Origin of the sequence: Shewanella bicestrii (assembly GCF_002216875.1) — a bacterium.
GTDB classification, from domain to species: Bacteria; Pseudomonadota; Gammaproteobacteria; order Enterobacterales; family Shewanellaceae; genus Shewanella; species Shewanella seohaensis.
Map to the genome: position 1 here is coordinate 3,329,466 of NZ_CP022358.1, position 23,782 is coordinate 3,353,247.

23 protein-coding genes are annotated in these 23,782 nt (G+C 48.6%); 9 read left to right on the forward strand and 14 right to left on the reverse strand.

Annotation, left to right across the window (positions count from 1 at the left end):
- Positions 1–61 precede the first annotated feature (61 nt).
- The gene (xseA, locus tag CF168_RS14470) at positions 62–1,408 is read left to right on the forward strand and encodes an exodeoxyribonuclease VII large subunit (RefSeq protein ID WP_089068205.1); all 1,347 of its coding nucleotides are present in this window, start codon (positions 62–64) and stop codon (positions 1,406–1,408) included.
- Positions 1,409–1,556: 148 nt separating this feature from the next.
- Here xseA and der read toward each other — a convergent pair whose 3' ends face one another.
- The 8 genes from der to CF168_RS14510 all read right to left on the reverse strand — a co-directional run bounded on the left by der (position 1,557) and on the right by CF168_RS14510 (position 10,596).
- Positions 1,557–3,023, reverse strand: a complete 1,467-nt coding sequence (gene der / locus CF168_RS14475) for a ribosome biogenesis GTPase Der (RefSeq protein ID WP_011622020.1) — start codon at positions 3,021–3,023, stop codon at positions 1,557–1,559.
- 79 nt (positions 3,024–3,102) lie between these two features.
- Entirely contained in the window at positions 3,103–4,290 is a 1,188-nt protein-coding gene (bamB, locus tag CF168_RS14480; protein WP_089068206.1) for an outer membrane protein assembly factor BamB, read from the reverse strand.
- 11 nt (positions 4,291–4,301) lie between these two features.
- Entirely contained in the window at positions 4,302–4,922 is a 621-nt protein-coding gene (locus tag CF168_RS14485) for a tetratricopeptide repeat protein (RefSeq protein ID WP_011716314.1), read from the reverse strand.
- 12 nt (positions 4,923–4,934) lie between these two features.
- A complete protein-coding gene (gene hisS / locus CF168_RS14490) occupies positions 4,935–6,212 on the reverse strand; it encodes a histidine--tRNA ligase (protein ID WP_089068207.1) in 1,278 nt (425 codons plus the stop codon).
- A gap of 159 nt (positions 6,213–6,371) precedes the next feature.
- The gene (ispG, locus tag CF168_RS14495) at positions 6,372–7,487 is read right to left on the reverse strand and encodes a flavodoxin-dependent (E)-4-hydroxy-3-methylbut-2-enyl-diphosphate synthase (RefSeq protein ID WP_011622016.1); all 1,116 of its coding nucleotides are present in this window, start codon (positions 7,485–7,487) and stop codon (positions 6,372–6,374) included.
- Between the two features lie 42 nt (positions 7,488–7,529).
- Positions 7,530–8,657: a RodZ domain-containing protein gene (locus tag CF168_RS14500; RefSeq protein ID WP_011716312.1), complete on the reverse strand. Its 1,128-nt coding sequence runs from the start codon at positions 8,655–8,657 to the stop codon at positions 7,530–7,532.
- Positions 8,654–9,442 (reverse strand): type IV pilus biogenesis/stability protein PilW, encoded by a 789-nt coding sequence (pilW, locus tag CF168_RS14505; protein WP_011716311.1) that lies wholly within the window; start codon positions 9,440–9,442, stop codon positions 8,654–8,656. Before pilW ends, CF168_RS14500 begins: the two co-directional genes overlap by 4 nt.
- A gap of 32 nt (positions 9,443–9,474) precedes the next feature.
- The gene (locus CF168_RS14510) at positions 9,475–10,596 is read right to left on the reverse strand and encodes a bifunctional tRNA (adenosine(37)-C2)-methyltransferase TrmG/ribosomal RNA large subunit methyltransferase RlmN (RefSeq protein ID WP_011716310.1); all 1,122 of its coding nucleotides are present in this window, start codon (positions 10,594–10,596) and stop codon (positions 9,475–9,477) included.
- 144 nt (positions 10,597–10,740) lie between these two features.
- Between CF168_RS14510 and CF168_RS14515 the strand changes: the two genes are divergently transcribed.
- Both CF168_RS14515 and CF168_RS14520 read left to right on the forward strand, forming a co-directional pair.
- Positions 10,741–11,832, forward strand: coding sequence for a CNNM domain-containing protein (locus tag CF168_RS14515; RefSeq protein WP_011716309.1), 1,092 nt, complete (start codon positions 10,741–10,743; stop codon positions 11,830–11,832).
- A 97-nt stretch (positions 11,833–11,929) separates the two neighbouring features.
- Entirely contained in the window at positions 11,930–13,681 is a 1,752-nt protein-coding gene (locus CF168_RS14520; protein WP_011716308.1) for a bifunctional metallophosphatase/5'-nucleotidase, read from the forward strand.
- 121 nt (positions 13,682–13,802) lie between these two features.
- On the opposite strand, the gene CF168_RS14525 is transcribed toward CF168_RS14520, so the two are convergent.
- Positions 13,803–14,696, reverse strand: coding sequence for a LysR substrate-binding domain-containing protein (locus CF168_RS14525; RefSeq protein ID WP_041412961.1), 894 nt, complete (start codon positions 14,694–14,696; stop codon positions 13,803–13,805).
- A gap of 164 nt (positions 14,697–14,860) precedes the next feature.
- Here CF168_RS14525 and CF168_RS14530 point away from each other — a divergent pair, with 164 nt between their 5' ends.
- A complete protein-coding gene (locus CF168_RS14530; protein ID WP_011716306.1) occupies positions 14,861–15,304 on the forward strand; it encodes a DoxX family protein in 444 nt (147 codons plus the stop codon).
- Between the two features lie 10 nt (positions 15,305–15,314).
- Positions 15,315–16,010, forward strand: coding sequence for a pirin family protein (locus CF168_RS14535; protein WP_011716305.1), 696 nt, complete (start codon positions 15,315–15,317; stop codon positions 16,008–16,010).
- 94 nt (positions 16,011–16,104) lie between these two features.
- On the opposite strand, the gene CF168_RS14540 is transcribed toward CF168_RS14535, so the two are convergent.
- The 5 genes from CF168_RS14540 to CF168_RS14560 form a co-directional block, all read right to left on the reverse strand.
- Entirely contained in the window at positions 16,105–16,635 is a 531-nt protein-coding gene (locus CF168_RS14540) for a GNAT family N-acetyltransferase (protein WP_011716304.1), read from the reverse strand.
- Positions 16,636–16,698: 63 nt separating this feature from the next.
- Positions 16,699–17,220 carry a GNAT family N-acetyltransferase gene (locus tag CF168_RS14545; RefSeq protein ID WP_089068208.1) on the reverse strand — a complete coding sequence of 174 codons (522 nt, stop codon included), beginning with the start codon at positions 17,218–17,220 and terminating at the stop codon, positions 16,699–16,701.
- A 159-nt stretch (positions 17,221–17,379) separates the two neighbouring features.
- Positions 17,380–17,682 (reverse strand): hypothetical protein, encoded by a 303-nt coding sequence (locus CF168_RS14550; protein WP_011622005.1) that lies wholly within the window; start codon positions 17,680–17,682, stop codon positions 17,380–17,382.
- A 127-nt stretch (positions 17,683–17,809) separates the two neighbouring features.
- Positions 17,810–18,019, reverse strand: coding sequence for a DUF3820 family protein (locus CF168_RS14555; RefSeq protein ID WP_011622004.1), 210 nt, complete (start codon positions 18,017–18,019; stop codon positions 17,810–17,812).
- A gap of 148 nt (positions 18,020–18,167) precedes the next feature.
- Positions 18,168–18,626 (reverse strand): GNAT family N-acetyltransferase, encoded by a 459-nt coding sequence (locus CF168_RS14560; RefSeq protein WP_089068209.1) that lies wholly within the window; start codon positions 18,624–18,626, stop codon positions 18,168–18,170.
- Between the two features lie 530 nt (positions 18,627–19,156).
- Here CF168_RS14560 and CF168_RS14565 point away from each other — a divergent pair.
- The 4 genes from CF168_RS14565 to CF168_RS14580 all read left to right on the forward strand — a co-directional run bounded on the left by CF168_RS14565 (position 19,157) and on the right by CF168_RS14580 (position 23,744).
- On the forward strand, positions 19,157–19,939 hold the full coding sequence (locus tag CF168_RS14565) for an AAA family ATPase (protein ID WP_089068210.1): 783 nt from the start codon (positions 19,157–19,159) through the stop codon (positions 19,937–19,939).
- Complete coding sequence (locus CF168_RS14570) at positions 19,899–20,381, forward strand: hypothetical protein (protein ID WP_011716299.1); 483 nt, start codon at positions 19,899–19,901, stop codon at positions 20,379–20,381. Before CF168_RS14565 ends, CF168_RS14570 begins: the two co-directional genes overlap by 41 nt.
- 136 nt (positions 20,382–20,517) lie before the next feature.
- A complete protein-coding gene (locus tag CF168_RS14575) occupies positions 20,518–22,011 on the forward strand; it encodes an ABC transporter substrate-binding protein (protein ID WP_011716298.1) in 1,494 nt (497 codons plus the stop codon).
- Positions 22,008–23,744, forward strand: a complete 1,737-nt coding sequence (locus tag CF168_RS14580; protein WP_011716297.1) for a GGDEF domain-containing protein — start codon at positions 22,008–22,010, stop codon at positions 23,742–23,744. Before CF168_RS14575 ends, CF168_RS14580 begins: the two co-directional genes overlap by 4 nt.
- The last annotated feature ends 38 nt before the right edge of the window (positions 23,745–23,782 follow it).

The window sequence follows — 23,782 nt, forward strand, 5'->3', positions numbered from 1 at the left end:
TTGCATCTGGGGAGCGGTAAATGGAAAATAGTGAAAAAATCCCATTTGCACAAGAAAACACATGCAAGTCCCTAAAAATAATATTTATACCGTCTCACGCCTTAATGGTGAAGTCAGGCAAATTCTCGAGGGACAACTGGGGAAAGTCTGGCTAAATGGTGAAATATCCAACTTTTCAGCCCCCAGCTCGGGCCATTGGTATTTAACTCTTAAGGATCATTATTCACAAATTCGCTGCGCCATGTTTAAGGGGCGCAACCAAAACGTGAGCTTTAAACCTGTGAATGGCCAACAGGTGCTAGTGAAAGGCGCGATTAGCGTGTACGAGCCTAGAGGCGACTATCAACTATTGATTGAGTCTATGCTCCCCGCGGGGGATGGCTTACTGGCACAACAATTTGAAGCACTTAAGATGAAGCTCGCGGCGCAGGGGTTATTTGCCGCCGACACTAAACGTCAGTTACCGAAAAATATTCAACGCATTGGGGTCATCACCTCCCCCACGGGCGCGGCTATTCGCGATGTCTTGCATGTGCTTGCCCGCCGTGACCCTTCTATCGAAGTGATTATTTATCCCACTCAGGTACAAGGCGAGAGCGCAGATCTCAATATCTGCCAAGCCATTAATATCGCCAACCAACGGCTCGAGGTCGATGTATTACTGCTCACCCGTGGCGGCGGCTCACTCGAAGATTTATGGTGCTTTAATAGCGAAGCGCTCGCCCATACCATTTACAACAGCGCCCTACCCGTTGTCAGCGCCGTAGGCCATGAAGTCGACACCACCATCAGTGACTATGTGGCCGACGTTCGCGCCCCGACACCCTCTGCGGGCGCAGAGCTACTGTCTCAGGATAGCGACAATAAGAGCCAACGCTTAGCCACAGTACTCTCGCGCCTCAAACAGAGCGCGAGCCACTATCAACTCAAGCAGGAAAGACGCTTAAGTTTGCTCGAACACAGACTGCAACGCTTAGATCCTAAGCGCACCTTGCAGCAATTTGAGCAGCGTTTTGATGAAATGCAATTAAGACTCGAAGCCGCATTGTCTAGCAAATTGCACGGTTTAAGTCGCCGTCAGCAGCAACTGGCAAATCGCCTCGAGCAGCAGTCGCCAAAGCACAAACTCGCACTCGAGACCAATCGATTGAGCTATTTAGCGACGCGTTTGCAGGACGCTATGAAAGATACCCTCAACCAAAGCGAGCAACGGGTCAAATATGCTGCCCATCAATTGGAAACGGTCAGTCCATTAGCTACCTTAAGCCGGGGTTACAGCATCACCACAGATGCAAATCACCAAATCATAGACAATGCCGCCCAACTGAGTGTGGGCGATAAGATAAATACTCGCCTACGCCATGGACAAGTGCAGTCGACCGTGACGCAAATAACCGATGAAAGCTAAGACTCAATAGCCTTAAGACTCAACGTCTTAGCCCATAACCATAAAGTATTTTATCGAAATAAGACTTATGATTGCGCCCTAAAATACGCCAACAAAAAAGGAACCCTAGGGTTCCTTTTTATGTTCCGCTTAAGCCATTAGCGCAGATTTACTTTGTCTTGCGATCTTTAATATGGCTCAGGGCGCGCTTACGGCGACGCTCTTGGCTCATGGTCAGCTTTTCAACCTTGTTTTCAAACGGGTTATCACCCTCTTGGAAACGCAGCTGAATTGGCGTACCGACCACTTTTAATGAACGACGGAAGTAGTTCATCATGTAGCGCTTGTAAGAATCCGGTAGCTTGCTGACTTGGTTACCGTGAATAACCACGATTGGCGGGTTATAACCACCGGCGTGGGCGTATTTCAGTTTCACACGGCGACCGTTCACCAATGGTGGCTGATGGTCATCCTGCGACATTTGCATAATGCGGGTCAGCATAGAGGTGCTCACGCGGCGAGTCGCACTGTCGTAAGCTTCTTCAATCGACTCAAACAGATGGCCAACGCCCGTACCATGTAACGCCGAAATAAAGTGAATACGAGCAAAGTCGATAAAGCCTAAACGGCGGTCGAGTTCACTCTTAACCCGGTCTTTAATGCCCTGATCGATACCGTCCCACTTGTTGACGGCGATAACTAAGGCGCGGCCCGCGTTCAAGGCAAAACCTAATAGACCTAAATCCTGCTCGGCAATCCCTTCACGGGCATCGATGATCAGCAGCACAACGTTGGCATCTTCAACCGCTTTTAGGGTTTTGATCACCGAGAATTTTTCAATCACTTCATGGACTTTACTGCGGCGACGCACACCAGCAGTATCGATAATCACATATTCGCGGCCATCGCGTTCCATCGGAATGTAAATACTGTCGCGGGTGGTACCCGGCTCGTCGTAAACCACCACACGCTCTTCGCCTAAGATACGGTTAGTCAGCGTCGATTTACCTACGTTAGGCTTACCGATAATCGCAAGCTTGATCGGTAAATCCTGCAGACGCTTCTGCTCGGCTTCTGCTTCTTCTTCGGTGTATTGACGCTCGTCGACTTCTTCCTCTTCGCCTTGGCGTTCAATCCCCATCGCTTCGGCATAAGGGGTTAAGGCGTACTCAATCATGTTGGTCACGCCACGACCTTGGGCGGCAGCCATTTGGTAGACTTCACCTAAACCTAACGACCAAAACTCGGCGCAGGCAGAATCGGCATCGATACCGTCAATCTTGTTAGCCACCACGAAAGTGGTTTTTTGGCGGCTACGTAAGTGCTGAGCGATAGACAAATCCGCGGCGGTTAAGCCCGCGCGCGCATCGGTCATAAATAAGACAACATCGGCTTCTTCGATAGCGGCAAGGGACTGCTCGGCCATCTTAGTTTCGATCCCCTCTTCGGTGCCGTCGATACCGCCGGTATCCACCACGATAAACTCATAGCCGGATAGGAATGCTCGACCATATTTACGGTCACGTGTTAGGCCAGGAAAGTCAGCAACCAGCGCATCACGCGTACGCGTAAGGCGGTTAAATAAAGTGGATTTACCGACGTTCGGCCGACCAACAAGGGCCACTACAGGGATCATGATTTTGCCTCTAAAAAACTTTTCAATAAAAAGCCCCCGGAACACACTTCCAGGGGCTCTACAAGGATAACACTTTTAACTAAGGAAGTGTTACAACAGCTAACTTTCCGCTGCGACCTTGCACGTAGATTTTATCATCCACCACTAATGGTTGGCTGAATAATCCAGAGCTGTCCACTTGGATACGACCCACAATACTGCCTGTGCTGCGGTCGATAAAGTGCAGATAACCTTCAAAATCGCCTACGACCAGATAGTCGCGATACACGGCTGGTGACGTGAGTGTACGGTTCGCCAGCTCAGAGTTGCTCCACAATTCTAGGCCGTTACGTCTGTCCACAGAGTAGATACGGCTGTGATCATCCACTAGGAATAAGCTTAAACCGGCAGACGCTAGCTCATTGAAGCTGGAGTACTTACGGGTCCAAATCACACGTCCGCTACGCAGTTCCATCGACACCAAGTTACCGTTGTAGCTCACCGCATAAAGGTTGTCACCTAAGATCAGCGGCGTCATATCCACATCGGCCATACGAGTAAACTCATTGCCGCCAGTTGGATTATAAATCGCTTGTTCCCATGCGGCTTGACCGTTGTTTTTCACCACAACTGCGACTTTACCATCGGCAGTACCGATAAAGAAACCACCCGCCTCATAGGCCGCAGAACCTGTGCCACGTAAGGTTAGATTAGGCAACTGCATCTCATAGGCCCACAGCTTAGCGCCCGTATCGACGTTAAAGGCTTCGAGCGCGCCAGAGCTCGTGCTCACCACCACCACATCGTCAGCAACGGTTGGCTTAGAGAGTAACTCGCCCCCAGTCACGACATGCCACAGCACTTGACCATCTTCGGCATTCAGCGCGGCCAATAGACCACTCTCACCACCGACAAAGATTTTATTGCGCGCGGCAGTAACACCTGCGGCTAAGCGTGCGCCCTTGTTTTTGGCTAAGGCGTTATCACGAAACTCTTCACTAAAATCTTTTTTCCAAACGCGCTCACCCGTGGCTTCATCAAAGGCCACGACTTCGCCGTAACGGTCGGCTGCAAAAATTTTACCGTAACGAACTGCAGGAGTGAGGCGAGAGTAATAATCACCGACACCGTCACCTACAGAGGCGCTCCAACTTACTTCAGGAAACACTGTCGCCTGAATCGCAGTTAACTCACTTACCGGTTCTTCTTCCACATCGCTAGAAGAACAGGCGGATAACATGGCTAGGCTTAACCCAGCGGCTAGCAGGTTCTTGCACCAAGACTTCATCAAGGGATCCCTTATGCTTGATTTAGGTTATCAAGTTTGATTTTAAGTGCAGGGCTGGTCACAACACCGCCATTGTCCATTGCCGCTTGGTAAGCGGTTTTCGCTTTATCCGCTTCACCTTGGCGTACAAAGAAATCGCCTTTGAGTTCTTCACGTTGTGCTAAGAATGCTTTATCAGTCACTTGATCTAAGGTCGCCAGCGCAGTGCCGATTTGGCCTTGCTCTGCTTGAATGCGCGCTAAACGCAGTGTTGCCACTGTGTCTAATCCGGCACCTGGCTTAGCCGCAATCACCTTCTTCAGCGCTTCTTCAGCCTTAGCAAAATCTTTGGCTTCAACCGCAGTTTTCGCAACGATCAGATCCAGCAGGGCTTGATAGCCCTTTTGGTCGTGATTTTTGGAAAACTCAGCCACGCCAGCCAGCATGGCCGCTTCGTCACTTGATTTGGTGGTTAAGGTTTGGAAAGCCTGTGATGCTTCTTCGGCCTTCACGATTTTCATGTCGGAGTAATAGTTCCAACCGTACAGGCCGCCTAAACCAACGACCGCCCCGATAACAATCGAGGTTCCATAGTCTTTCCAGAACTGCTTGATAGCATCAACTTGTTGTTCTTCTGTGCTATAAATTTCCACGCGCACGTCCCCTTATTTGGTAAGTTCAGCTAAAAATGCGCTTAGTGCATTTCGAGCGACCCGTTGTTGTTCGTTGTCATTGCGTAAATATTTAACGGTAACCACACCTTCGGCGAGTTCTTCTTCACCGATGAGTAAGGCTACTTGTGCGCCGCTTTTATCGGCACGCTTAATTTGCTTCTTGAAGTTACCGCCGCCGCAGTGGCTCATAACACGCAGTGTCGGTAAGGTTGAGCGTAACTCCTGCGCCACTTTAATGGCTTCAACCAAACAGCTATCCCCCATCGCAGCGACGTAAACATCGACAGCCGGAGGGATATCTTGGGTCAGCTCTAAGGTTTCAAGCAGCAGAACGATGCGCTCTAATCCCATCGCAAAACCGACGGCAGGCGTATCTTTACCGCCCAATTGAGCGACTAAACCATCGTAGCGACCGCCCGCAAGTACAGTGCCTTGAGAGCCTAAGCTATTGGTAACCCATTCAAAAACCGTGCGATTATAGTAATCTAAACCACGGACTAAGCGCGGGTTAACTCGGTATTGGATGCCAACTGCGTCGAGGAGTTCACGCAATTGTGCAAAATGTTGTGAAGATTCTTCACCTAAGTAGTCCATCAGCGCAGGCGCATCAGCTAAAATGCTTTGCACTTGCGGGTCTTTCGAGTCCAGTACGCGCAGCGGATTGCTGTACATACGGCGCTGGCTATCTTCGTCTAATTTGTCCTTGTGTTGCTCTAAGAAGGCAATCAAGGCTTCACGGTAAGCGGCGCGCTCAGCGGGATCGCCTAAGGTGTTCAGCTCAAGCGTCACATGCTCGCTAATGCCGAGTTTTTCCCATAGACGGGCCGATAACATCAACACTTCAGCGTCGATATCGGCGCTACCAATGCCGTAGACTTCCACACCAAACTGGTGGAATTGGCGATAACGACCTTTTTGCGGACGTTCGTGGCGGAACATTGGGCCCATGTACCACAGGCGTTGTTCTTGGTTATAGAGCAGACCATGCTCATTACCCGCACGCACGGTTGAGGCGGTGCCTTCAGGACGTAGGGTTAAACTGTCACCGTTACGGTCCTCGAAGGTATACATTTCTTTTTCAACAATATCAGTCACTTCACCGATAGAGCGTTTAAAAAGATCGGTATTTTCCACTATTGGAGTGCGGATCTCACTGTAACCATAAGCAGCCACGCTCGCACGTAGTACCGCTTCCACTTTTTGCCATAGAGGACTTTGAGTTGGCAGAATGTCGTTCATTCCGCGAATCGCTTGGATCTGTTTTGCCACTGTATCGACTCGTCCGATTTTCGCTAAATTAATAAAAAATGTCAGGCATTATAGGCTGTTCAACACTAAACGTAAAATGACCCCGTCGGTTTCGGGGTCTAGCTCAAGGCTTGAGTGTTTTTATAACGCTTAACCTATGGGTTGATTCGGCTGTGTCTGTTACTCAGTCGTGTCTTTCACTTGGATACGGTTAGCCATTTGGCTCGCCTTAGCGCGAATTTTCGCTTCGAGGGAATCGACTAGGTTGTCATTGTCGAAACGCTCTTTTTGACGCTCGCCTTCATCGTAGTAACCACTCTTACGATGTCCACCGGTTAAGCCGATGTGAGACACTAAGGCTTCGCCTGGACCATTGACCACACAGCCGATGATAGACACATCCATCGCGGTCGTCACATCTTCGAGGCGGCGCTCTAATTCATTTACCGTGCTGATCACATCGAACTCTTGGCGCGAGCAAGAAGGACACGCAATAAAGTTAATGCCACGGCTACGGATACGCAGTGACTTTAGGATATCAAAGCCAACTTTGATTTCTTCCACCGGATCGGCCGCTAACGAAATACGCAGCGTATCACCAATGCCTTCGGCAAGCAGCATGCCTAAGCCAACGGCTGATTTCACAGCACCGGCACGGGCGCCACCCGCTTCGGTAATACCTAAATGCAATGGCTGGCGAATTTGTTTAGCCAATAAACGATAGGATTCTACCGCTAAGAACACATCGGAGGCTTTTACGCTGACCTTAAATTGGTCAAAATTCAAACGGTCAAGAATGTCCACATGGCGCATAGCCGATTCGAGCAAGGCTTCTGGCGTAGGCTCTTTGTATTTGTCCATCAGATCTTTTTCTAATGAACCGCCGTTCACCCCAATACGGATAGGAATGTTTTTATCGCGGGCGCACTCCACCACACTGCGGATACGCTCTTCGTTACCGATATTACCTGGGTTGATACGCAAACAGTCCACACCATATTCCGCTACTTTCAGGGCGATACGGTAATCGAAGTGGATATCGGCAACCAAGGGCACTGACACCGATTGCTTAATCACTTTAAAGGCTTCGGCGGCGTCCATCGTCGGCACAGAGACACGCACAATATCGGCACCCACTTTTTCTAGGGCACGGATTTGGGCAACTGTTGCCTCAACATCTGTGGTCTTAGTGTTAGTCATCGACTGTACGGCAATCGGCGCACCATCACCAATCGGCACATTGCCCACATAAATGCGAGTTGAAGGACGTCTCTTTATGGGTGTTTCGTTATACATACTCAATACGCTCTTTTCGGTACTCTGCGTCAGGCGCCAGACTTAAACCTGTGGGATAGTCAAACGCGCAACACGACCCTTAGGAAATTCAGCAAGGCTGATGGCTTTACCATCGACCGTAAACGTGGACACAACAGTGGGAGCGCCTAGGATCACTTTAAACGGAGGCACACCACTGGCTTGAATATTCGCACCAGCCCCACGGACACCGTCGACAATCGCTTTGCCCTTGGCATCGACTATGTTGATCCAGCAATCGCCCGTGAGCTCAATAGTAATGCTCGACTGCCCTGCGGCTACTGGCATGGCTTGCGCTGTCGACGCAGTATTGGTTGCTGGTGCATTCGATGCGGATGGGTTCTGCTCTGGGGCGGTATTGGTCGCTGCGTTTTGTGTAACGTTTGGAATCGCAACGGCATTACTCGCTGCAGAGCTCGGTGCTGTGTTAGAAGCATTGTTCGTCAGAGCGTTGTTAGATCCGCTCGGATTCACAGCCGAATTGGCAGGCGTCTGCTCTACTTCCATCGCCGCCGTATCGTTCATATTCGGGTCGATAGTGCTCTCATCGGTATCTTTTATCGGACCATCGGTCGCCATTGAGCCATTGACCGCAATCTCGCTTAAGCGCTCGCTCGCGTCAGTTTCCGTCAGCAAAACATCCCCCGGCAAGGTTTGATTCGCCGCAGCTAACTCTTCCGCCGTCGGTTGAGACACATCAACATGGGTCACTAGCGTGGTTCGTTGCATCCACCACAGGACGAACAGGCCCAATAACACGATGACAATAAAAAAGCTCAGCCACTTTAATTTAGTGTCACGAGCTTGATAGGTCGTCTTGCGGGAAAAGCTTTGCATGGCAGGCTGCGTCACTAACGGCACCTGCCGCGCTAGGCATGCCTCAATCAGGGCGTTATCCACCCCCAGCATGCGGGCATAGTTTTTGACGTATCCGCGAACATAAGTCGAAGAAGAAATATTGGAAAAATCGTCGGCTTCGAGATTTTCAACAATCCCTGGGCGCAGATGTAACTTCACCGCGGTATCCGCAATGCTTAAGCCCATCTGCTCACGAGCCGTTCTGAGTACAGTGCCGAGCGTTACATCAGGCGTCGATTCAGCTTCACTCGCGGCTACTGGTTCTACTGACGCGTTTATTTCGTTATCTTTCATTGATGCAAATTAACTCTGTATTGCTTGGCTTGAGGCGATGCTGGGAATTTGGCGAGCAATAAAATGCCAAATCGCTTCATAGCAGCATCATCATTCAACGCCTGCTCAATTTTTATTCCGAGCGTTAAACTCTCTGGAGTTTGGGCTGCCACTTGGTGATAACGCGCTAATTGGTTTTGCGCATCGACATAATCACCTTTCTCTACCCCAAGCTCAGCCAGCTCCAGTAAAGACACCGAGCGTCTCGGGTCATACTTTAACGCCATCTGAAAATACTGTCGTGCCTTTTCTGTTTGTCCCGCGTCTCGGCTGCAAATGCCTAAGTTTTCATAACTGGACGCGGTACGCGTATATTTGGGCATTTCTATCGCGGCCAAAAACATTTTTTCAGCTTTGTCGTATCGCTTTTGTTGGCACAAAAACACCCCAAAGTTGTTCATGGAATCGCCAGAGGCGTCCTTAGTATTGATAGCGTCTTGATACGCCTGTTCGGTACGTACTAAATCGCCAACGGTTTGATAGTAATAGGCCATGGCCACATGCACATCTTCGAGCTCTGGCGCATATTCAACGGCTTTATCAAGATTGTATTTGGCTTGTTCCGAGTTACCTCGATTAAGGTAGGTTAAACCGAGCTGCATACGCTCCCGTGCGGCGGCAACTTTATCGAGTTTTCGCTCCGACACGGGAATATCAGTCCCTGAATAGGTACGCTCAGTTACGCATCCTGTCACTAATAATGACAGGGCAATTGCTAATGATAACCCTGACAATCCATGCTTCATGGGCAAGCCTATAAATCTGTGCAAACAAAGAGTTAATTCATTGTGACCGAAATCTGATTTTCTTGCATGCGTTTTTTTGCTAAACGCTTGGTTCGATCGCGAATATCACCCGCTAACTGTCCACAGGCCGCGTCAATATCATCACCACGGGTTTTGCGTACAATCACGGTTAAGCCATATTCCATCAATACCTTAGAAAAACGGTCGATGCGCGAGTTTGACGAGCGACCATAGGGCGAGCCTGGGTATGGGTTGAACGGGATCAGGTTAACCTTGCAGGGCGTATCCTTCATTAATTGTGCTAATTCATGGGCTTGTTCAGTACTGTCGTTGATGTGATCGAGCATCACATACTCCACAGTCACGCGGCCACGGTTAGCGTTAGATTTAGCGATATAACGGCGAATTCCCGCGAGGAATTCCTGCAGCGGATACTTTTTATTTACGGGAACCAGAATATCGCGCAGTTCATCGTTTGGCGCATGGATACTCACGGCCAGCGCCACATCGAGGGCATCACCGAGTTTATCTAATGCTGGCACTACGCCCGAAGTTGACAGGGTCACACGGCGTTTTGACAGGCTAAAGCCGAAGTCGTCCAGCATGATATCCATCGCAGGGATCACGTTGGCAAGGTTAAGCAGCGGTTCACCCATGCCCATCATCACCACGTTGGTGATTGGGCGCTCGCCGGTTTCTTTGGCGAACCCTAAGAAGTGGGAAACACGCCAAATTTGACCGACAATTTCAGAGACAGTTAAGTTGCGGTTAAAGCCTTGCTGTGCGGTCGAGCAGAAAGTACATTCGAGGGCGCAGCCCACTTGAGACGACACACACAGGGTGGCGCGGTCATCTTCAGGAATATATACGGTTTCAACTTCTTGGCCTTCGCCGACATGGATGGCGAACTTAATTGTGCCATCGGTGGATTTTTGATAGCTAGAAATCTCAGGCGCCACAATCTCACAGCGCGCCGCCAGTTTTTGGCGTAACACTTTGTTGATGTTAGTCATCTCTTCGAAGTCACTGACACCGAAATGATAGATCCATTTCATCAGCTGATCGGCACGGAAAGGCTTCTCACCCAGATCCGCAAATAATGCGCGCATCGCCTTACGATCAAGGTCTAATAAATTGATCTTTTTTTCACTCATAGGACTAACCTCAACACCAAAACCTGCAACAGGGCGGCGAATTATACAGACGCAGAAAAATTTTAGCCAGCAACTCCACACTCCTATGCTAGAATCGGCGTGGGTCAATGTTGGCCTAAATTATGGAGTTGTAATACCACCTATATGTTAACCCTCATCATTATAGTGCTTGTCGCTGTCGGAGTTTCTTTTCTGTGCAGTGTATTCGAAGCAGTGTTGCTCTCGGTTACCCCTAGTTATATCGCCTCGCTCGAACAAACTGACAGTGCCGCGGCCGCCCGGTTGCGTAAACTAAAAGAAAACATCGAAGCGCCTCTCGTGTCTATTTTGACCCTAAACACCATTGCCCACACTGTGGGTGCCGCCGTTGCAGGTGCGCAAGCGGCCAAGGTCTTTGGTGATGACATGCTCGGCGTGTTCTCCGGAGTGTTAACTTTTATCATCCTATTCTTCTCAGAGATTATTCCGAAATCTGTGGGAGCCAATCACTGGCGCCGTTTAGCCCCGAGTGTATCGATTGCCATCACTTGGATGAAGCGTGTCACTAAGCCGCTGATTTGGATGTCGCAACAGGTGACTCGCCTGCTAGGTAAAGGGGAAGAAGGTCAGTACATTCGCCAAGAAATGAGCGCCATGGCCAAGATTGGTCACGAATCCGGTGAGTTAGACGAGCAAGAGTCTAAAATTTTGACCCAAATGCTCAAGGTGCGTGACGTGCCTGTGACGGCGATTATGACGCCGCGTACCGTGATGTTCTCGTTACCCGTTTCACTGACGCAAAATGAGTTTGTGCAAGAATATCGCGACAAACCTTTTACCCGTATTCCGGTATACGATCAGGACCACGACGACATTATCGGTTACATCACCCGTACCGATGTTTTGCTGGCTGAGCGTTACACCCCTGATGCACCGATTGGTGAACTCAAGCGCAGCCTATTTGTGGTGCCCGAGACGGCTAAAATCCTGCCGTTATTCGAGCGGATGATTAAACGCAATACCCAAATTGCGATGGTGGTTGACGAATACGGCAGTAGCCAAGGTATTGTGACCCAAGAAGACATTATCGAATCGCTACTTGGCTTAGAGATTGTCGATGTGAATGACCCTGCGACCGATATGCAGCAATTGGCCCGTAAACTCTGGACCAAACGCATGAAGCAAAAAGGCATTCGTCTCTCCGATGATGGCGACTTCGAAGCCGCCGCCGAAGATGACGAGGCGCGCTCGGGTTAATGACATTATTTAGTCATTGTTAAAGTAAAGGGAGCTTGGCTCCCTTTCTTGTTTTTGGGGAGAAGGTTATAATCTCCCGCCGTAAAAGAGGTAGGTTATGACACAGGGATACACACTCTCACTCGCGCACATCAACGATACCCATTCGAATTTTGAGCCCAGCCGCGTACAATTTTCCTTCAATCTCGGGCTTAAAGCCTTAGATATCACCAGTCACAGCGGTGGCTATGCGCGCCTGGGGTATCAGATTAGTCAGGCACGTGACCGAGCCGCACAAAGCCAAATGCCGTTTTTATTTTTGCATGGGGGTGACAGTTTCCAAGGCACGCTGTATTTCAGCCATTTTAAGGGTAAGGCCAACGCCCATTTGCTGAATTTACTCTCACCCGATGCCATGGTGATTGGTAATCACGATATTGATGAAGGCAATGCGCGGCTCGCCGAATTTGCTAAGCAAATCGATTTTCCGCTGCTGGCAGGCAATATGGACTTAAGCCAAGAGGATATCCGCAAGCCGGGTAACCTGCGTACTGTGGCGAATATTCTGGCCTATGATGAAAAAAACCAACTTGCCAGCTACCTCGAAAAGCCCTTCTACGACAAAAAGCTCGCTATCATCGGCATTACTCTGGATCAGATGAAAAACATCGCCAGACCCGATCCCGACACTCACTTTGTCGATGCGATTGCGACCACGGCGCGCACAGTCGCGCATCTGCATGCCAAAGGCATCAAGCACATTATCGTACTGAGTCACTTAGGTTTAGATCAGGACAAAAGGCTTGCAGAACAAGTCGATGGCATCAGCCTTATCGTCGGTGGCCATACCCATACATTGCAGGGCGATTTTAGTGCCTTGGGGTTAAGCAATATACCCTATGGTGAAACCATCCATGGCACTCCTATCGTTCATGCGGGGAAATACGCCGAAACCTTAGGCTTGGCCGAGATTGAATTTGATGCAGCGGGCCGCGCGATAAGCCTAAAAGGTGGCAACTATTTTATGCTCGATAAGCAGTTTATGTTGAGTTCGAGTGAGCAAGTGGATGACACTGACTATCGAGCCGTGCAGCAACGCTTTAATGAGCATCCCTATGTATTGTGGGATGATGCCGATGAAGACATTCACGGTGTGATCCAAGATATCTATCGCCCCGCGATTGCCGAGATGGAAAACAAAGTCTTAGCCCTTGTGCCTAAGAATCTAGTGCATACCAGGCTGCCTTCTAAGGCATTACCCCATGGCAGCGAAATCGCCCCTTGGGTGAGCCGCAGTATGTTCCAAGAGGCCAAACTTGAAGATCCTCGCATCCACTTTGCCCTGCATAACGCGGGCGGAGTGAGACAATCTGTCGCCCAAGGCAGGCTCACCCTCGCCGATGTGTTGGGCCAATTGCTCCCCTTCGAATTGCCATTAGTCAAATACGAAATCCAAGGCCAGTATTTATACCAAGCGCTGGAATCGGCGATTAACGCCGCGACAAACAACAGTGTGCGCGGCACCGGTGCGGGCAGCTTCCCCTATACCTACGGATTGCGTTATTACTACGATGGTAGACGCCCATTAGGGGAGCGTTTGTTCAAGCTTGAAATGATGCAGCAGGATGGCTTATCGCTCTGGTATCCAGTGCAACCCAATGCACTCTATGTGGGGGTTTCTACCTCTTATACCGCTGCGGGGAAAGAAGGCTATCACCCACTGTTACAGGCGCGCTGGCAGGAATCGATTGAGACGCTCACCCTACCCCAGGCCTTTATTCGCTTCCTCAATCGAGCGCCCAACCCCAATTTAGCGGATTTGCTCTCGCCCCATGTGCATTACACCAGCCATGTAAAGCGCTCGGTGTAAGCGCACTGCCGCGAAGCTCTGTCCTCTTAACTCTGTCCTCTTAATTAATCACAGTACTTAGCCAATGGGTTAAGTACTGTGATTAATTCAATCCACATCAACATGTGCTCTTTACATCTCACTAAAACAACCAGTCGCAATGGGGTAAACGTTCGGCAAACCACGCCTGCGCTTTGCCTTGATTTCCCTTGCGCCACGCGAGAAACACTGGCTGCGCCGGTCTTGGGATCTCAACCTTGCACGCAACTAATGCGCCTGAAGCGAGTTCTTCGCGGATCAAATGCTTGGGAAGATAACCCACACCCAGTCCAAGTTGCTGGGCTTTAATCTTGGTCTGCATGTTCGGCACACGAATAACTTGGCGACTATCAAATAATCCACTGGAGCGCTGCGCGAGCGCCGTCGAGCTATCGGCCACCACCACGGAGGGAAATTGCAACAAGGCTTCGGTCGGGATGGGATGGTCAAACTGTGCTAAGGGATGGTGAGGCGCTAGGGCAAACACGAATTCAAGCATGCCGATTTCGACTAAGTGATATTGCCCCTTTGGTAACTCTCCGGTGACCCCAATGGCAATATCGGCGCGGCCCGAATACAGCGCATCCCAACCACCACCTAATGACTCCTCAGTGATATTAATAGTCACCTGTTTACCTAACTCGGTAAATTCAGCAATCAGTTTTAACAGTGGCAAATCGGGCACCACAGTATCAATCGCTAAGGTTAACGCCGACTCCCAGCCCGTTTCGAGTTGCCGAACCGCCTCTTCAAGCCTTGCGGTGGCGGCTAAAATCTCCCGCCCTTGGCGTAATACCAACTGGCCAACTAAGGTTAGCTCGGCGCGCTGGCCCTTACGTTCAAATAATTTTACCCCTAAGTCGCTCTCTAATTTCTGCACTGTGTAGGTCAACGCCGATGGTACTCGGAATAAGGACTCGGCCGCTGCCGAAAAACTGCCTTTCTTATCAATAGCATCGAGCACTATCAATCCATCGAGACTCATCACAGGTAACATAGCCACCTCTTGTTCAATTTTTTTGAAATAAACCTTGAAAAGGTTCCGATTTTCTTTCAGCAAGGTCAAGACTAAACTTTAAACCAATGGAGAAATTAACGCTAAGCCTCCACCGACTAACCCATTAACGACATAGTTAAAAAATTTGAATTAAGGAACATCCCATGAAAGCACTTATCACAAAATTACTGACCTCTGCCCCAAGCTTCGCCCCATTGGCCCTGCGTATTCCTATCGGGATCATCCTCATGGCCCACGGTTCACAAAAACTCTTCGGCTGGTTTGGTGGCTACGGCCTAGAAGGCACAGGACAATGGATGGCCTCCATCGGCTTAACCCCTGGCTACTTAATGGCACTGATGGCGGGCTCGAGCGAATTCTTTGGTGGCTTGCTGATCATTATCGGTTTACTGACTCGCCCAACGGCACTGGTATTGTCCTTTACTATGGTGGTCGCGATTTTCTCGGTCCACATTGGTAACGGTCTGTTCCTCAGCAATAACGGTTATGAGTTTGGTTTAGCCCTGTTAGCTGCCACTGTGTCTCTGGCTGTATCAGGTGCAGGTAAACTGAGCGCCGACAACCTATTAGCCGCACGCTTAAAATAAGGAGGAAATGATGATCCGTATACGTAAAGCGCAGGACCGTGGGCAGGCTGATTTAGGCTGGTTAAAGAGCCAACATACCTTCTCGTTTGCCAGCTACTACGATCCACAGCATATGGGCGTGTCTTCCCTACGAGTGATTAACGATGACAGAGTCGCGCCGGGCGCTGGGTTTGAAACCCATGGTCATAAAGACATGGAAATCATCAGTTATGTGATTTCAGGCACCATAGCCCATAAGGACAGCTTTGGTAATGTTAAGACCTTACCAGCGGGAGAGTTCCAGCTAATGTCCGCCGGTAAAGGGATTTACCACAGCGAGTTTAATGCATCAAACACTGAGTCACTGCACTTTTTGCAGGTCTGGATCCAACCAGATACCTTAGGCATTGATGCGGGTTATCAGCAAAAGGCCTTCGAGCAAACCTCGGCGCTGACCGCAGTAGTCACCCCAACGGGTGAAAATGGCACCTTAAAAGTGCAGCAAGATGCAACCTTGTATCGCTTAATGCTGACACCGCAAGAGCAAGTGCATATGCCGCAGCTTAAGCCACAGCGTCAGCTCTATGTGCAATTGGTGGAAGGTACACTTAAGGTCAATGACCAAGTGCTCACCCCAGGGGATGGCGCACATATCACCGCCGAAGAAGTGGTTCGATTTAGCGCCGCCGACAGCTATGTCACCGCACTGGTGTTTGACTTAGCCTGATGAATATTGTGACCAATAAAAAAACCGCCGAGGAAACGAGGCGGTTTTTTTATTGGTCTGCGTATGCCTAAAGGGATCCCCTTCGAGCGCAAACCTATGTTAAGGACATAATCAAACTAAAGTTCACTAACACCTGCGCCCTGTCGTTTTGTTTATCTTCGGCGGTCAGATAGCGACGTAGTTCATTACGGCGAATGCAATTAAAACCCTGTTTCTCAAAGAAAGGACGCGCCTGGTAGGAGGCCTCAACGGTAAGCCGTTTAAGATTACGGCTTTTAGCCTCTTCGAGTAAGGCTAAATAGAGATGCGTCGCCACTCCGGCACGGCTGTATTCTGGGTGAACAAACAGGCAATCGACTTCGCCGACCATACAATTGAGTTCTTTATCGGGACAGAGCCTTAAGTTGGTAAAGCCAACCAACTTACTGCCTTCCTGCGCCACCCAAGTAGTGGTGTCTTCTAACTTAGCCAGCCAGTAGGCATCACTTCGCGCCTCACCTTGGTTTTGCGCCCAAGCTAAACGTTCGGTAAGCGAGTAATATTCCTGCGCGCCCTCCATAACACTGGCATTAAATACCGCCGCCACCTGTGCCACATCCGGAGGTGAAAATAAGCGTATCTGCATTGGAGTCCACTCCTATGGGTTAATCATGACCAATGGGCACACAGGCAATGTATTCCCATTCAGTTACAGTTTTTTAGTCATATAAAAACTCGGCAACACTTGGCCCAGTTTTTGTTGATAGCTGCGCTGCTGTTGGACAAATCCGAGCTTAATAAACAGCCCGCGGGAAAGATAAGATGCATCGGCACTCAATTGACAATAGCCCTGCTCTTTTGCCCACTGTTCGAGCTGTCGATAAGCTCGCTCCCCCAGCCCTTGCCGTTGCCAATCTGGATGAATATAGAGGCTATCTATATATCCTTGATGGTGAAAATCCGTTTCGACATTGATAAAACCTGCACAAATCTTAGATAAGCTCGCGGCATCTGTCACCAAAATAATCCAAGCTTGGGAACGACTTAAGCGTAAATGCCAATGCTGACTCGAGCGGGGCGCCTGCGACCAAGCATTAAGCTGCGCGGCGTTATAACGCTCATGTTGTATTTGATGCACGCTGTGATGAAAGAGTTCACTCACCGCGCGGGCATAACGGCGCCGATAAGGCACAACTTCAATTTGCTTATTGGCTTGTAAAGGAACGGACACGATTTATCGACCAAGCTTGGACTTATCAGCCTATTTTGCCGCGCTTTACCAACGAGTGATAGCCTAGATATGTATGGAAGAGTAAATGCTGAAAACAAAACCGCCTCGACAAGGCGAGGCGGTTTAATGATTCTGGCTCATCTTCTATGCAGACCGAGATTATTTCTTCTCGATTTGGCCAACAAACAGCAGCTTGTCGAAGGTGCGGTTTAAGGTTTTGCTGGTGAATTGATTCATCCACATTTGCTCAACCACGGCCACTTTGTCGCCTTTCTTGACTTCAGCTTCTGGGCCGGCTGCCCAAAACGTGTTGTCAGCTTCTTTAATTTGAACATAGGTGTAGCCGCCACCATTCATGGTATCCACAACTGTACCTTCATGAACGACGCCCTGTGCCCAAGCACTTGACATACCTAACGCTAATGTTGCTACAGCCGCTAATTTTACCAATTTTGCCATCATGCCTTTTGTTCCTTGTGTTTTACTAATATGCGGCATTAAAACATGCCATAGGTAATAAATCGCCAATCTCTATCACGAAATACAACACTTATCGCAAAAGTAGGATTTTTATCGCTCACTGGGGAACTCATTTCAACAGTGGTTTTAACATGCCCTCGAGGCCATTGAGTTTTACCTCATAAATCAGCGCTAACTGCTCACCTAATTTTCCCTTTGGAAATCCCTGTTGATGAAACCAAACTAAATAGGGTTCGGGTAATTCGAGTAAGCGGCGGCCAGCATATTTGCCAAAGGGCATCACCTGATTTACGGCATCGATAAGCTGTTGTTGATCCATAAAGGTATTAGCTTGAACTTAGACAGAAGACTAGATGCAGGATGCTACCCTATTGCCTAATGAATGCCTATGGCTAATGTCGCCTTAGGTACGACGACGGCTAAATAGGATAAGGGCAAGTCATAGACTTACCCTTATTGGCAATAAACTAGGCATAGAGTTTACGCAGATTCGGCCCAAGATTGGCACAATGCGAATGCTCAAAACCATACTCAATACAGAGCAGTTCTTCTTCTCCATGGACGTTAATGCTCACACAAGTCCCTTGACTGGCATGTTCATCCACAAAGGCCATGACTCGCTCTAACATTATTTTGGCCAGCCCCACATGGCGATATTCAGGTAAAACAATAAAATCCTCAATCGCCAGATGGTTAGCCTTATCACCGTATACGCAGGCGACTGCCACTAAGGCGGAGGTATTTTTTTGTTGCTCAGCCGTTAGGCGAATAGAGACCCAATATAAAGGCTGTAACGGATGCCCATCCGCCATCTCAACGCCGATAGAAGGATGCCCCGCCGCATCGCGTAAATTGAGCAACTCATGAAATAAAGGCGCAGATTCAACCAACTCAAATTCAATAGGCATTAGCATTTTAATATCCATTTTGGCATCCCTTCACGAATGGTAGAAAAATCAAGGTGATTAGACGGCATAATAGGAAAATCCTAACCGAATTAGGTGGCAATTTGATGACATAAAGCACAGCAGCAAGACAACTTTCGACTGAAAAACAGCAACCAAGACTCTGTATTTTGATAACATTTAAGAATAAAAACTAAAAACTATCTTCAAAAATGAAATATGCACCATCAACCAGATAGCTGAATACCGCTAAACTGACCTAGCTCACCTCAATATTTTGCAAGCCTAAAATTCATAAAACCATTAAAAATCATCACATTAACTAATGATCAGCCTTATTCATTCTTTCGTCTGATAAGAGTCAAATTAACGGCACACGACACTGTAACGTCAAATAACAATCGCGCGACATTTTATAAAAAAGTGTCAAAAATCAGCTAATTGACCGCAATTAACATAGGGTTTACATTCATTTATGACAACAAGGTGCGGTAAAGCTCAACACATATAACAGCCGCCCAAGTGATACCCTAAGCATTGAGGAATTCGTCATGATAGTGTTAGTCGGCGGCGAAAAAGGCGGCAGCGGTAAGAGTTGCCTCGCACAAAATATCGCAGTATTTCTTACCACTGAATGTGGTGCCTCTGTCATCATGGTGGATTGCGATCCACAGCGAACCACATCCGATTGGATCCAAGCCAGAAACAACAACCCCAAACTTGCCAGCATCAACTGCGTACAGCTCTATGGAAAAATCCGAAATGATCTCTTGAGCTTAGAGCAGCATTATGACTTTGTGATTGTTGACTGTGGCGGCCAAGACAACCTTGCATTAAGGGCGACTATGTCAGTGGCATCCCATATTTTAATGCCACTGCGACCAAAACGCCGCGACTTAAAAACCGTGAGTCATATGGATGATATCGTCGCAACTTGTAAGATGATTAACCCCAAGCTGCACGCCTCCTTCGTTATCACCCAATGCCCTAACCTGCCGAATCAAGCGAACCGTATTTTAGAGGCCAAAGAGGTCTGCAAAACCTACGATATCAATGTATTAGATGCGATTACCTATAGCCGTAATATCTATGATGACAGCGAAGAGTCAGGGTTATCTGTTATCGAGATAGAACCTAAGGGTAAAGCCGCCACCGAAATTCGTGCTATCGCCTGTGAAATGTTCCAAGTGGACTGCGCCGCCTCATTAACGGCCTTACTCAGACCAAGCACACCAATGGCCGCGCATCGTGCCGCGATGAATCAACCTCAGCCGAATCATCTGAGAGGACAATATGGGACTCAGCGACCTCAAGAAAAACGCTATGCCATCTAGGGGAGGCGCACAGCCCCTCTCCCTCGATGAGTTTATTGACGCCGCGACCCTCTATGCCATGGGAGAAAACCGTCTCCCAAGTACCGGCGGCTCATTGGCGGCGATGGAATTAGTGAAAGAATTACCGCTTCAAGCGGCGCCGCTTGAAGTCGCACCACTTGAAGTCGCACCATTTGAAGTCAAGTTAGATACTTCCAATGTGGTGACTTTGCATCGGCCTAAAACGGCATCGATGCAGCAGGATGCGAACCATGAAGAGGAAAGGCCGCATTATCGTAAAGCCACGTTTTCGTTGAGTGAAGCGGCAATCAGCCATTTAGCCAAGCTCTCTGAAGAAAGTGACATTTCCAAATCTAAATTGATCCGTTTTTTAATTGAACAACATTATGCTTTGCCAACCGCCTTGCGGCAGATGCGCGAGCAACAGATAAAAAAATCTTAGTACCGCGCCATCTCCCACCCTTTTCCGGTGATCCACATTGATTAGGTCACCGGTTTTTTTTGCCTCAAAAAAACCTTACAAAAATTAAGTTATAATTTGTATCAAGCCTATCCTTAATGTACAGCTAAGTTTATTAATGCTATTTATTAGCATGTTAACCCTTGTATCTGAGGAGTCATTCTTGTTTAGACCTTTATCGCTCCTATTTATTGGACTTGGATTAACGCTAACAAAACCCTCTTTAGCGGAATTTTCCTTGGCTCAAATTCCCCCGCTATCGAATAAAACCCCCATCACCTTAGTCGCCGAAAAAGGCTTTTGGACCGACTATCTGACCCGCGAAATGCTGCCTAAATTCACCGAAAAAACCGGTGTCAAAGTCAATGTGGTTAGCACCGAGCTTGAGAGCATGTTTGAGCTTCAGACCCAAGCGTTGCTGCAAGGTGAAGGTAAGTACGATTTGCTCACTATGGAGGCGGGTTGGGCCAAAGAGTGGGCTGCCAATGGCTATACCGTGCCGCTACCAGAATTAGCCAAACTATACGATCCCGATGGCGAAAAAGCGATGGAAAGGTATCTCGAACCTTACTATCCATCACTTCTTAACATTTTGTCTTATCACGGCGAGTTACACGCCATCCCCTACAATAACTATGTGATGGGCAGCCACTACCGTGCCGATCTGTTTGAAAATAAGACCGAGCAAACCCACTTTCAGCAACGTTTCGGTTATCCACTCAAACCTGCGACCAATTTTGATGAACTGCAGGATCAAGCGGTATTTTTTACTCGAAAGAGCGGTGAACTCCTCGCCGATAAACAGCTAAGCCACAACTTTTATGGTCTTGCCTTAATGTCAGGCAATAAGCCCCATATTAACGATGAGTTTTCTAGCATTATCTGGAGCTTAGGTGGTGCTTGGATGTGGCCCATCTATAATCAACAAAAACAGTTGACGCATTTTGAGGTGCCCGCTGTCAATCAAGAGGCGCTAAAAGCGGCCATTATTTACCGTAAGCTGATGCCCTACGCTATCCCTGCGGATGACAAATTTGCCTTTAACGAAGCGGCCAATGCAATGGCTTCAGGGCAAGTGGCTATTTGGCCTTTTGCTTACAACAATCTATGGTCGGCCTCCTTTAAAGTCGAGGCCAATGTGCCGGGTGCTCGACTTGGCGTAGCTCAAGTGCCAGGCGGTACCCCCTATAACGGCGCCTACGCCTTTGCAGTGAGCTACGACAGTAAAAATCCGCAAGCCGCCTATTGGTTACTTAAATACATGGGCACCTATGAAGCCCAATACGCCTATGCCCTCGGTGGCGGCAATCCCTGCAGAATGGACGTAGTAACGGCGCCCGAATTTAACCAAGCCTCAAAAAGAGCCATTGCTGGCGCATTCGAGGCGAGCCATATCGCAAATTTATTTTGGTCAACTAAAGTCTTGGATGTCGGGCACTTTACCACGACCGCCATGGGACAAATTTACCCAGAATTAAGCCATGCGTGTTACGCCGCAAGCCGGCATGAAGCGGACAGCGCCGATATTTTTATTGAATTGAGTGCCAAAATTAAGCATCTGCAGAATACCTATGGGGAAGTGCCTGCAATTGATAAGAACAATAGCCAATGAATGCTAAACGACTCACAAGTCTAAAACATAAAATTACGCTGGCCTTTTATATCATTCTGGGCATGGCGTTGCTTAATGGCGTTATCGCTATCCTATTGTCACAACAGCTAAGGTCGGAAATCGAACTCTTGGTTAATAGCGATGTGGTGAAAGTGACAACCGCGCTGCAACTGGCAAAAAACAGTGAAAGACTGCAAATCATCACCACTGAGTTAAACCATTATGATACCGAGGAGCAGCGCCTACGTTTGTTGCAAGAACTCACAAGCCAATGGGAACACTTGCTTAGGGATACCAAAACCCTCGCCAGCATGGAAACCTCGCCGCATATGCATGAGGCGCTTAACCACGCCATAGACACTCAACTTTATTATCAGCAGCAATTACCCCTGCTCAACACTTTGACCGACACAGCGCTGCAAGCCAAATTCCAAGCCCAGAATATTCAGGCGAATCTCTCGGGGATGGCAATAGCATTTTCCGATAGCATGCAAACTCAGTTGCAGCAAATTCATGGCCACTATAACCGCTTAATCGCCCAAAAGCAGTTGAATGCAATTGCAGAGAATCTATCAGAAGATCAAAAACTTTCAGCATTTCTTCATCAGGGCGAGCATCTGTTTGTGCTCCTCGATAACGTAAAAAATGTGACAAGCCTTGTCGAGCTTAACCAATTACAACGGGATGGGATGCGCCGACTGATAACCATGGACAACATCTCGCGCTCCTTTAATCAAGACAGCGCCATTTATATCGACTGGTTATCGCAAATCAGGCAAAACATGGTGGGTAAAGACAACCTTTTTGACCTCTCCCGTAACGCGCTAAAAAGCACCCAAATTGCCAATGCACATTTTGGCTATCAAGCTGGTGCGGCGCAGGAAATCGCCTCCTTTACCCAAGAATTAGTCAACCATGTAGAAGAAGAAATTCAACTCGCGGGCGCAAATCTTAAGAGTGACAGCACATCCTTCGTGATTTTGATCTTTTGTGGCGGCATTCTCTATTGCTTCTTTATCTGGCTCACCAGTTGGCATTTTATCGCTAAAGGCATCATTAAGCCTGTTATCGCCACCCGTGATGCCATGAATGCCATCGCCAATGAAAAACTCGACACCCAAATGCCCATTACCGATAACCTCGAGCTACAACAGATGGTGAGCTCGCTCGAAACCCTTAAAACCTATGCGGCTCAGGTTAAAGCCATGGCCGAAACCGACGGATTAACCGGCTGTTATAATCGCCGCTATTTAGACAGCCAAATTCAGAAGGAATTGATTTACGCTAACGATCATAATATGCCCCTCAGCATTGTGATGTTCGATATCGATAACTTTAAGCAATTTAACGACAGATACGGCCATGTACTGGGCGATCAATGCTTAAAGCAAATCGTCAATGCCGCCAAATCGATTCTGCAACGGCCGACGGATATTCTTGCCCGCTATGGGGGGGAGGAATTTATGCTGTTACTGCCCTCAAGCCATCTAGAGGATGCCTACAAAATTGCCGAACGTTTGCGCAAAGCCATCATCGCCCTGCACATTCCCCATGAGGACTCCTCCCATTCGGGATTAGTGACCATCAGCTTAGGTGTAGCCTGCTGGCAACCGTCACAATTAATCGACACCAATAGACTCCTTTGCCAGGCCGATGAAGCACTTTATCAAGCCAAACAACAGGGCCGAAACCGCACCGAAGTTTTGCTCAACACCCCCTCACTTTATCCGTAAGAAGCACATCCTAGAGCGTTTTATTTTTAGCCAAAGCA

Excerpts from the sequence above, each read along its gene's own strand:
- der (WP_011622020.1), bottom strand. The coding sequence starts at position 3,023 with ATGATCCCTGTAGTGGCCCTTGTTGGTCGGCCGAACGTCGGTAAATCC.
- CF168_RS14500 (WP_011716312.1), bottom strand. The coding sequence starts at position 8,657 with ATGAAAGATAACGAAATAAACGCGTCAGTAGAACCAGTAGCCGCGAGT.
- CF168_RS14515 (WP_011716309.1), top strand. The coding sequence starts at position 10,741 with ATGTTAACCCTCATCATTATAGTGCTTGTCGCTGTCGGAGTTTCTTTT.
- CF168_RS14570 (WP_011716299.1), top strand. The coding sequence starts at position 19,899 with ATGGGACTCAGCGACCTCAAGAAAAACGCTATGCCATCTAGGGGAGGC.
- CF168_RS14530 (WP_011716306.1), top strand. The coding sequence starts at position 14,861 with ATGAAAGCACTTATCACAAAATTACTGACCTCTGCCCCAAGCTTCGCC.
- CF168_RS14540 (WP_011716304.1), bottom strand. The coding sequence starts at position 16,635 with ATGCAGATACGCTTATTTTCACCTCCGGATGTGGCACAGGTGGCGGCG.
- CF168_RS14520 (WP_011716308.1), top strand. The coding sequence starts at position 11,930 with ATGACACAGGGATACACACTCTCACTCGCGCACATCAACGATACCCAT.
- CF168_RS14560 (WP_089068209.1), bottom strand. The coding sequence starts at position 18,626 with ATGGATATTAAAATGCTAATGCCTATTGAATTTGAGTTGGTTGAATCT.
- ispG (WP_011622016.1), bottom strand. The coding sequence starts at position 7,487 with ATGTATAACGAAACACCCATAAAGAGACGTCCTTCAACTCGCATTTAT.
- CF168_RS14565 (WP_089068210.1), top strand. The coding sequence starts at position 19,157 with ATGATAGTGTTAGTCGGCGGCGAAAAAGGCGGCAGCGGTAAGAGTTGC.
- CF168_RS14550 (WP_011622005.1), bottom strand. The coding sequence starts at position 17,682 with ATGATGGCAAAATTGGTAAAATTAGCGGCTGTAGCAACATTAGCGTTA.
- CF168_RS14510 (WP_011716310.1), bottom strand. The coding sequence starts at position 10,596 with ATGAGTGAAAAAAAGATCAATTTATTAGACCTTGATCGTAAGGCGATG.
- CF168_RS14580 (WP_011716297.1), top strand. The coding sequence starts at position 22,008 with ATGAATGCTAAACGACTCACAAGTCTAAAACATAAAATTACGCTGGCC.
- xseA (WP_089068205.1), top strand. The coding sequence starts at position 62 with ATGCAAGTCCCTAAAAATAATATTTATACCGTCTCACGCCTTAATGGT.
- CF168_RS14525 (WP_041412961.1), bottom strand. The coding sequence starts at position 14,696 with ATGTTACCTGTGATGAGTCTCGATGGATTGATAGTGCTCGATGCTATT.
- CF168_RS14535 (WP_011716305.1), top strand. The coding sequence starts at position 15,315 with ATGATCCGTATACGTAAAGCGCAGGACCGTGGGCAGGCTGATTTAGGC.
- CF168_RS14575 (WP_011716298.1), top strand. The coding sequence starts at position 20,518 with ATGCTATTTATTAGCATGTTAACCCTTGTATCTGAGGAGTCATTCTTG.
- CF168_RS14555 (WP_011622004.1), bottom strand. The coding sequence starts at position 18,019 with ATGGATCAACAACAGCTTATCGATGCCGTAAATCAGGTGATGCCCTTT.
- bamB (WP_089068206.1), bottom strand. The coding sequence starts at position 4,290 with ATGAAGTCTTGGTGCAAGAACCTGCTAGCCGCTGGGTTAAGCCTAGCC.
- pilW (WP_011716311.1), bottom strand. The coding sequence starts at position 9,442 with ATGAAGCATGGATTGTCAGGGTTATCATTAGCAATTGCCCTGTCATTA.